Source organism: uncultured Caballeronia sp., assembly GCF_964243625.1.
In the GTDB taxonomy this organism is placed as follows: Bacteria; Pseudomonadota; Gammaproteobacteria; order Burkholderiales; family Burkholderiaceae; genus Caballeronia.
Window position 1 is genome coordinate 1 of sequence record NZ_CAXTGZ010000223.1, and the last position, 8,914, is coordinate 8,914.

At 61.0% G+C, this 8,914-nt stretch carries 8 protein-coding genes; 4 read left to right on the top strand and 4 right to left on the bottom strand.

What is annotated here, in order from left to right; translation table 11 throughout:
- The 3 genes from infB to truB form a co-directional block, all read left to right on the top strand.
- Window positions 1-1,602: translation initiation factor IF-2 (gene infB / locus ACFFAR_RS16350; RefSeq protein ID WP_375508135.1), on the top strand; the 1,602-nt coding region annotated here is incomplete at its 5' end.
- 97 nt (window positions 1,603-1,699) lie between these two features.
- Window positions 1,700-2,095 carry a 30S ribosome-binding factor RbfA gene (gene rbfA, locus ACFFAR_RS16355; protein WP_062000891.1) on the top strand — a complete coding sequence of 132 codons (396 nt, stop codon included), beginning with the start codon at window positions 1,700-1,702 and terminating at the stop codon, window positions 2,093-2,095.
- 3 nt (window positions 2,096-2,098) lie between these two features.
- Complete coding sequence (truB, locus tag ACFFAR_RS16360; protein ID WP_174362857.1) at window positions 2,099-3,028, top strand: tRNA pseudouridine(55) synthase TruB; 930 nt, start codon at window positions 2,099-2,101, stop codon at window positions 3,026-3,028.
- A 47-nt stretch (window positions 3,029-3,075) separates the two neighbouring features.
- Here truB and ACFFAR_RS16365 read toward each other — a convergent pair whose 3' ends face one another.
- The 4 genes from ACFFAR_RS16365 to ACFFAR_RS16380 form a co-directional block, all read right to left on the bottom strand.
- Window positions 3,076-4,635: a DHA2 family efflux MFS transporter permease subunit gene (locus ACFFAR_RS16365; protein WP_075359797.1), complete on the bottom strand. Its 1,560-nt coding sequence runs from the start codon at window positions 4,633-4,635 to the stop codon at window positions 3,076-3,078.
- Between the two features lie 31 nt (window positions 4,636-4,666).
- Window positions 4,667-5,926 (bottom strand): EmrA/EmrK family multidrug efflux transporter periplasmic adaptor subunit, encoded by a 1,260-nt coding sequence (locus ACFFAR_RS16370; protein ID WP_061999636.1) that lies wholly within the window; start codon window positions 5,924-5,926, stop codon window positions 4,667-4,669.
- A 57-nt stretch (window positions 5,927-5,983) separates the two neighbouring features.
- Window positions 5,984-7,510 (bottom strand): efflux transporter outer membrane subunit, encoded by a 1,527-nt coding sequence (locus ACFFAR_RS16375; protein WP_375508136.1) that lies wholly within the window; start codon window positions 7,508-7,510, stop codon window positions 5,984-5,986.
- Window positions 7,511-7,644: 134 nt separating this feature from the next.
- Window positions 7,645-8,166, bottom strand: coding sequence for a MarR family winged helix-turn-helix transcriptional regulator (locus ACFFAR_RS16380; protein ID WP_375508137.1), 522 nt, complete (start codon window positions 8,164-8,166; stop codon window positions 7,645-7,647).
- A gap of 385 nt (window positions 8,167-8,551) precedes the next feature.
- Here ACFFAR_RS16380 and ACFFAR_RS16385 point away from each other — a divergent pair.
- The coding region (locus ACFFAR_RS16385) for a GTP-binding protein (RefSeq protein WP_375508138.1) at window positions 8,552-8,914 on the top strand (363 nt) is incomplete at its 3' end.

Below are 8,914 nucleotides of genomic sequence, written 5' to 3' on the forward strand. Positions count from 1 at the left end.
GAAGAACTGGGTCACAGCGCGGTTGCGGCCAAGCTGGACGATCCGGAAGCGTTGCTGGTCGAAGGCGAAACGCAGGAAGAAGTGGGCGAACGCCTGCCGCGTCCTCCGGTGGTCACGGTCATGGGTCACGTCGACCACGGCAAGACCTCGCTGCTCGACTACATTCGCCGTGCGAAGGTTGCATCGGGCGAAGCGGGCGGGATTACGCAGCACATTGGCGCTTACCACGTGGAAACACCGCGCGGCGTGATCACGTTCCTGGACACGCCCGGTCACGAAGCCTTTACGGCCATGCGTGCCCGCGGTGCGAAGGCAACGGACATCGTGATTCTGGTGGTCGCTGCAGACGACGGCGTGATGCCGCAAACGAAGGAAGCCATCGCTCATGCGAAGGCGGGTGGCGTGCCTATCGTCGTGGCGATCAACAAGATCGACAAGCCGGGTGCCGCTTCCGAGCGCGTGAAGCAGGAACTGGTCGCTGAAGGCGTCGTGCCGGAAGAGTACGGTGGCGATTCGCCGTTCATCGAAGTGTCGGCGAAGACGGGCGTTGGTATCGACAGCTTGCTGGAAAACCTGTCGCTGCAAGCGGAAGTCATGGAACTCAAGGCGCCTATCGATGCACCCGCCAAGGGCCTCGTGATCGAAGCAAAGCTCGACAAGGGCAAGGGCCCGGTTGCAACGATCCTGGTGACATCGGGTACGTTGAACCGTGGCGACATCGTGCTGGCTGGTACGGCTTTCGGGCGCGTCCGGGCCATGCTCGACGAAACCGGCAAGCCGATCAAGTCGGCGGGTCCGTCGATTCCGGTCGAAATTCAAGGCCTGTCGGAAGTGCCGGGCGCGGGTGAAGAAGTCATGGTCCTGCCGGACGAACGCAAGGCGCGTGAAATCGCCTTGTTCCGTCAAGGCAAGTTCCGCGACGTCAAGCTGGCAAAGCAGCAAGCCGCGAAGCTGGAAAACATGCTGGAGTCCATGACGGAAGGCAACGTGCAGAACCTGCCGTTGATCGTCAAGGCCGACGTGCAGGGTTCCCAGGAAGCGCTGGTGCAGTCGTTGCAGAAGCTCTCGACCAACGAAGTGCGCGTGCAGATCGTACACAGCGCAGTTGGCGCGATCAGCGAGTCGGACGTCAATCTGGCGACCGCGTCGAAGGCGGTCATCATCGGCTTCAACACGCGTGCGGATGCTCAGGCTCGCAAGGTGGCGGAGTCGAACGGTATCGACATTCGTTACTACAACATCATCTATGACGCTGTGGATGAAGTGAAAGCGGCAATGTCGGGCATGCTCTCGCCGGAGAAGCGCGAAGTCATCACGGGTATGGTCGAGGTTCGTCAGATCATCCGTGTGCCGAAGATCGGCGCGATCGCAGGTTGTATGGTGACCGACGGCGTGGTCAAGCGGAACTCGATGGTTCGCGTGTTGCGCAACAACGTGGTTGTCCACACGGGCGAGATCGATTCGCTCAAGCGCTTCAAGGACGACGCGAAGGAAGTTCGCCAGGGCTTCGAGTGCGGTATCTCGCTGAAGAACTACAACGACATGGTCGAAGGTGACCAGTTCGAGATCTTCGAAGTGACCGAAGTCGCACGTACGCTATAAAAGATTCACCGCTGGACTCGAGGGCGGAGTGGGCTTCACGCCCGCTCCGCCCTTTTTATTTGCGGCGTCCGGCGATACACACATTATCGGAAATATCATGGCCAAGAAACGTACTTCCCCTAACCGCAACGTGCAGATTGCGGATCAGATCCAGCGCGATCTCGCAGAATTGGTGCGTGACGTGAAGGACCCGCGCATCGGCATGGTGACGTTTCAGAGCGTCGAGCTGACGCCCGACTACGCGCATGCGAAGGTGTATTTCACGACGCTGACCGGTGACCCGAAGGAAACCGAAGCTGGCCTGAATCACGCAGCGGGCCATTTGCACAACCTGTTGTTCAAGCGCCTGCATATCCATACGGTGCCGACGCTGCATTTCCACTACGACCAGACCGTCGTGCGCGCGGTGGAAATGTCGAAGCTGATCGACGAAGCGAATTCCACACGCGCCAAGGACGACGAAGAGCCTGAGCAAGACGAAAAGGGCGCTTGATCGATGAACGGTTCCGCTCGTCCGAAGATCCCGCGTCGTTTGCTCGACGGCGTGTTGCTGCTCGACAAACCCCTCGGCCTTTCCAGCAACGACGCGCTGATTCGCGCCAAGCGAATTTATCTGGCGAAAAAAGCCGGGCATACCGGCACGCTCGATCCGCTCGCGACCGGTTTGTTGCCGCTTTGCTTTGGCGAGGCGACGAAGTTTTCGCAGGATCTGCTCGAAGCCGATAAAACCTACGAAGCCACCATGCGCCTCGGCGTGCGCACGACGACGGGCGACGCGGAAGGCGAGGCGCTGGAAACGCGCGAGGTCACCTGCGATGAAGCCGCGATCCACGCGGCAATGACCGGTTTCCGCGGCGACATCACGCAAATTCCGCCGATGTATTCAGCGCTCAAACGCGACGGCAAGCCTTTGTACGAATACGCGCGAGCGGGGCAAACTGTCGAGCGCGAAGCGCGCAACGTGACCATCCTCGCGCTCGAGATGATCGCGTGCGCGTTGCCGAACGTGACGTTTCGCGTGACGTGCAGCAAGGGCACGTATGTACGCACGCTTGCTGAGGATATCGGTGAAAAACTCGGGTGTGGGGCGCATCTGGTAGCGCTGCGGCGCACGGGCGTCGGCACGTTGACACTCGAAAACGCTGTGACGCTGGATACGCTTTCGGAGGCAACGCCCGAACAACGTGATGGCTGGCTGCAACCGGTCGATGCGCTGCTGTCGACATTTCCGGCCGTTCTTCTCGACGCCGATGCCAGCCGCCGCTTCACGCAAGGTCAGCGGCTCAAGCTCGCGGATATCAGCGACGCGCCGGCGAATGCGGATCGTGTGCGCGTTTATTCGCGCGACGAAAAACGTCTGCTGGGCGTGGCCCGAGCGGGCGAGGGTGTGCTGGCGCCCGAACGGCTGGTGGTATCGGCGGGATGAGAAAAGCCACGGCATGCCGTGGCTTTTTCACATGAATCAAACCGGTTTTAATGTGCCGCCGAAGCCGCCGCGGCCGAATCCCCGCCGCCCGAGCGCTCGGGTTTGGTGATCCAGATCAGCGCAATCAACGCGACAAAAATCGCCGCCGATATATAGAACAGATCGTTCACGCCCAGTTGCGCGGCCTGCTGGGTCGCCATGCTGTTGAACAGCCCATACCCTTGTTCCTTGCTGAACCCGGCCGCGCCGAACTGCTGCATGGACGCGTTGAAGTTCGGGTTGTACAGGTTGGCCTGCTCGACAAGCTGCGCGTGGTGCACGTTCGACCGGTGATCCCACGCTGTCGAGAATATCGATGTCCCGATGCCGCCGCACATGATCCGCACGAAGTTCGATAACCCCGACGCCGCTGGAATCCGGTTGCCTGGCAAGCCCGACAACGTGATCGAGACCAGCGGAATAAAGAACCCCGCCATGCCGATGCCCTGGATCACCGTGGGCAGCATCAGCGTGAACGTATCGACGCCCGTGGTGTAGCGCGAGCGCATCCAGAACACCAGCGCGAACACAAGAAAGGCGCCCGTTGCGATCTTGCGCGGATCGATACGTGGCAGGAACTTGCCGACCACGGGCGAGAGCAGGACCGCGAACAACCCGACTGGCGCGAGGACCAGGCCGGCGTCGGTGGCGGTGTAGCCAATGTCGGTTTGCAACCACAGCGGCAACAACACGAGGTTGCCGAAGTACAGCCCATAGCCAATCGCCAGCGCGATCGTGCCGCCCGTGAAATTGCGCAGCTTGAAGAGCGAAAGATCGACGACCGGATGTTCCTCGGTCAGTTCCCACACAATGAAGAACGCCAGCGCGATGACCGCGATCAATGTCAGCACCACGATGGTAGTGGAATTGAACCAGTCGAGGTCCTTGCCTTTGTCGAGCATGACCTGCAGCGAACCGACCCAGATCACGAGCAGGCTTAAACCCACCGTATCGATAGGCGCCTTGCGGATCACCGAATCGCGTTCCCGGAAGATTGCAAACGTGGCAATCGCGGCAATGATGCCCACCGGAATGTTGACGTAGAAAATCCACGGCCACGAGATGTTGTCGGAGATCCAGCCGCCCAGAATCGGGCCGGCGACAGGCGCGATGAGTGTGGTCATCGACCACATTGAGAGCGCCATGGGCGCTTTCGCCCGCGGGTAACTCGCGAGCAGCAAGGTCTGGGAAAGCGGGATCATCGGGCCGGCGACCGCGCCTTGCAGCACGCGGGCGGCGAGCAGGAAGGGCAGGGTGGGCGCGAGCCCGCAGAGCCACGACGCAAGCACGAACAGCACGATCGACGTCATGAACAAGCGCACTTGCCCGAAGCGCTGGGTGAGCCAGCCGGTGAGCGGCACGGAGATCGCGTTGGCGACCGCGAACGACGTGATCACCCACGTGCCCTGATCCGACGATACCCCGAGGTCACCGGATATCGACGGGATGGAGACGTTTGCGATCGATGTATCGAGCACGTTCATGAACACCGCGAGCGACACCGCGATCGTCCCGATCACGAGTTTCGCGCCTTGCAGCGGCGGATGAACGGCGTTGGGTTGAGACATAAGAACGGTTCCGGAAAACTTTGAAGAGCGCTTACATCAGCTTCGCGAGGTCTTGCCTGGTCGCGGGCTGAACGTTTTCCTTCGATGTCTTCTGCGAACCGCCGCCCGTTCCCGGACCCGACGTGCCTTCGTTCGCCGCGATGATGCGTGCGATTTCAGCGTCGGCCTGATCGCCGTACTTGGCGAACACATCGGTCTGGTACACGGTGTTCGGCGCCGTGCCGAGCTGGCCGCCGTTCTCGTCCTTGATCGTCACGTCCACGTTCATCGACAAACCGATGCGCAGCGGATGCTTTTCAAGTTCCTGCGGGTCGAGCGCGATACGGACCGGCAGGCGCTGCACGACCTTGATCCAGTTGCCAGTCGCGTTTTGCGCCGGCAAGAGCGAGAACGCGGAGCCCGTTCCGGCGGAGAAGCCGATCACCTTGCCGTGGAACACGACGCCTGATCCGTACACGTCAGCCGTGAGTTCAACCGGCTGGCCGATGCGCATATGCGTGAGCTGCACTTCCTTGAAATTGGCATCGATCCATACGCCGTTCAGCGGCACGATCGCCATCAGCGGATTGCCCGGCGACACGCGCTGGCCGACCTGCACCGAACGCTTCGCGACATAACCCGTCACCGGCGCGGGCATGGTGTTGCGTGCAAAGTTGATGTACGAATCGCGGACCTTGGCGGCGGCCGACAGCACGTTCGGATGATTTGCGATGGTCGTGTTCGAAGTCAGCGAACGGTTCGCCTGCAACTCCTGCTGCGCCGCATTCAGCGAAGCCTGCGCGCCGCGCACGGCGTCACGCGCGTGGGAGATTTCCTCGCCCGAGATCGCGCCGGTCTGCGCAATCGTCAAGCGGCGGCGCAGGTCATCCTGGGCACGCGACAAATCCGACTGACGCAGCGCGACTTGCGCCTGGTATTGATTGTCGTTGACGAACAGCGTGCGGACCTGGCGCACCGTCTGCGCAAGATTCGCTTCGGCCTGATCGAGCGCGACTTTCGAATCCGCCGGATCGAGTACGACGAGCGGATCGCCCATCTTCACGGTTTGCGTGTCGTCGGCATTCACCGAGATCACCGTGCCGACCACTTGCGGCGTGATCTGCACGATGTTGCCGTTGACATAAGCGTCGTCGGTGCTTTCGTGAAAACGCGCGACGAGGAAGTAGTACAGCCCGTATGCAACGGCTGCGATGATCACGACCAGCACGATCAGCGACATCAGCACGCGGCGCTTGGTGTTGCTGGTTTTAGGCGCCGGTGCTGCTGCGGCGTTTTGTTGAGAGTCGCTCATGAATGGCTCCGTATTCCCTGTCTCGAGTTGCTGCTAATCGATTCGATTTGGTTTGATTCAGTCGGCGGTCTTCGCCGCGACCGATGCGGTTTTCGACGTTTGCCCGTCGATGGCAAGGTTGGTGTCGGCGGCATCGAAACCTCCGCCCAGCGCCTTGATCAGGCCGATCTGGAGATCGCGGCGCCTCATCCGCAGGTTCGTCACGGTTTGCTCGTTCGACAACCGGTTCTGGTCGGCGGTGAGCACCTGCAGTTGTGGCGACAAGCCAGCCTTGTACCGGATCACGGCGAGCTGGTAGGCGTGCGTGGAGGCGTCGAGGGCGCGCGTGGCATCGCTCGTTTGCTGATCGACCGAGCGAATCGATGCGATCTGCGTCGCCACATCGTTCAGCGCATTGATCAGCGTCTGGTTGTAGTTCGCGACGTCGAGATCGAAGTCCGCGTATCGGCCCTTCAACTGCGCGCGCAGTGCGCCGGCATCGAAGATCGGCAAATGGATGGCCGGCCCGGCGTTGAACTGACGGCTGCTCGAAGTGAAGAACCGGCCCCAGCCGAAGGCATCGAAGCCCGCTGCCACCGAGAGATTGATGTCGGGGAAAAACTCGGCCTTGGCTTCCTTTACATCCGATGTCGCCGCTTCCACCTGCCAGCGCGCCGCGACAATATCCGGCCGGCGCGCGATCAGGTCGGCCGGCACGTTGTCCGGCAGCGCGACTTCGATCTTCGAGTTCAGCACCGGGCTCGCAATTTTCAAGCCGCGATCCGGGCCCTGGCCGAGCAGCGCGCCGAGCTGATAGCGCGTGGTCGTGATCTGGCCGTCGAGCTCGGACAGGTTCGTCTGGCTCGTCGCAATATTGCCTTCGGCCGTGCGGATTTCGACGTTGGTATCGAGTCCGGCGCTCACGCGGCCGTTCGTGATCCGGCCTACGTCGGAGCGGTTTGCGATCTCGCGCTGTGCAACGTCGCGCAGGGCATAGAGCAGTGCGAGCTGGTTATACGTCTGCGCAACCGATGCCGCCAGCGTCACGCGGGCTTGCTGCATGTCGGCCTCGGCGGCCTTCTGCTGCGACACCGCCTGATTCAGCCGTGAGCGGTTCTTGCCCCACAGGTCCAGGTCCCACGAAGCGCTCACGAGCGCATTGTTCTCGCTATACCAGCTGCCGCCGTACGGAGGCGGGTACAGCCCGTTTGCCGAATAGAGCTCGCGACTCCACGAATACGAGCCGTTCACTTTCGGGAAAAGGCCCGCACGTGAGCTTTCTATATAGGACGATGCCTTCGCGATCCGGGCTTGCGCCTGCGCGATCGATGGATTGCCCGCCAACGCTTCGTCGATGAGCTGTGGCAATTGCGGATCGCCGAATTGCTTCGCCCAGTCGAGCGACGGCCACTGGCCGCCTTGCGACGGCACGCTTTGCGTGGCCTGCAGCGCGTCGTTCTGTGGCGCGGTGATCTGCTTGTCGCTGCTGATGCCGGCGTAGTTGGCACAACCCGCGAGCACGAACACGGCTGCGGCCAGCGCGCTGCGTTTCATTGTTATCGCAGACGCCGCGAAGACAGGCGCGGACGAATAAGGGAGTTTCATCGCTCGACTCTCAGAGATGATATGTAAAGATGGACGCAGCAACCATTTCTTTCAGTTTTATTACCCGGAAAGGGCGGTCGCCGATGTGCGTCGTCAAGATAGGAACCCGGATTCAGGAGAACACGCTCGCTTGGTCAGGAGGATGCTTTCGGCGTTGAGCTTTCGTATCCGCTGATTAGTGCGATGGCGGCAGGATCGCCCGAATTGAGCAGGATCCGGCGCAACATGCTTTTCAGAAAACCGACTTCCTCGGGAGTGAAACCGCCGAGAAGCTTGTCCAGCACTTTCGTGAAAATAGCCGGTATCTGCCCCGCGAGTTCGCGGCCTTCAGGCGTCAGCGCGAGTCGCACGCCCCGCCTGTCTTCCTCGCTGCGCACGCGCGTGATCAGTCCGCGCTTCTCCAGCCGGTCGATCAGGCGTGTAACCGCGCTTGCATCAATGCCATATTCGCGCGCAAGGTCCGCTGCGGCCAGATTGCGGCCGCTCGCAAGCATGAACATGATGCTGGCTTGGGTGCTGGTGATGCCGAGGTCAGCCATGGTGAGCTGCGTCACGTTGTTCCAGAGCGTCGAGCGAACCCGGCTTAGCAGGTAGCCGACGCTCTCGCAAAGTACGTAATTGGCAATTTCTGGAACCGGCTGATGGACGTCGCTCATGGATACTCGTGCGCTTGCAATAATTGACTATGCAAGATTATAGGAGGCGTTTCGTTGACGCGGCAAGTACTTTCAGATTCCTCCTAATGCGCTTGTGAGATGCCGACTGTTGTTATTTTGAGATTTGATTGCGCTCGCCAGGGGCCTGACAGCAGGACTTGACGGCGATTTTCGGCTGTCCCGAAATAGGAAAACGAGGGGAAAAGGCTTCCGGGTTTCGTCCTATTGCTTAACAGGGCGGAAGAGGACACGCCGCCGTGCTACAATCTTGGGTTCCCATCGCGCCGAGTGCGGGGAAGTGGATTTGTCTTCAGGTTCGTTCCACGGCTAATAGCTAGCTTGCACCCACGGCGCTCAACTATCTGTACAAGCTCCTCAAGCTCCTATGACCCGCGCCCTTCGCAACATTGCCATCATTGCCCACGTCGACCACGGCAAGACCACGCTCGTCGACCAATTGCTCCGCCAGACCGCCACGTTCCGAGAGAACCAGGCTGTGGTCGAGCGCGTGATGGACTCGAACGACATCGAAAAGGAACGTGGCATCACGATCCTTTCGAAGAACTGCGCGGTCGAGTACGAAGGCACGCACATCAACATCGTCGACACCCCGGGACACGCCGACTTCGGCGGCGAAGTGGAGCGCGTGCTGTCGATGGTCGACACCGTGCTGATCCTCGTCGACGCGATGGACGGCCCGATGCCGCAGACCCGCTTCGTCACCCAGAAGGCCTTCGCGATGGGCTTC

Excerpts from the sequence above, each read along its gene's own strand:
- rbfA (WP_062000891.1), top strand. The coding sequence starts at position 1,700 with ATGGCCAAGAAACGTACTTCCCCTAACCGCAACGTGCAGATTGCGGAT.
- truB (WP_174362857.1), top strand. The coding sequence starts at position 2,099 with ATGAACGGTTCCGCTCGTCCGAAGATCCCGCGTCGTTTGCTCGACGGC.
- ACFFAR_RS16365 (WP_075359797.1), bottom strand. The coding sequence starts at position 4,635 with ATGTCTCAACCCAACGCCGTTCATCCGCCGCTGCAAGGCGCGAAACTC.
- ACFFAR_RS16370 (WP_061999636.1), bottom strand. The coding sequence starts at position 5,926 with ATGAGCGACTCTCAACAAAACGCCGCAGCAGCACCGGCGCCTAAAACC.
- ACFFAR_RS16375 (WP_375508136.1), bottom strand. The coding sequence starts at position 7,510 with ATGAAACTCCCTTATTCGTCCGCGCCTGTCTTCGCGGCGTCTGCGATA.
- ACFFAR_RS16380 (WP_375508137.1), bottom strand. The coding sequence starts at position 8,166 with ATGAGCGACGTCCATCAGCCGGTTCCAGAAATTGCCAATTACGTACTT.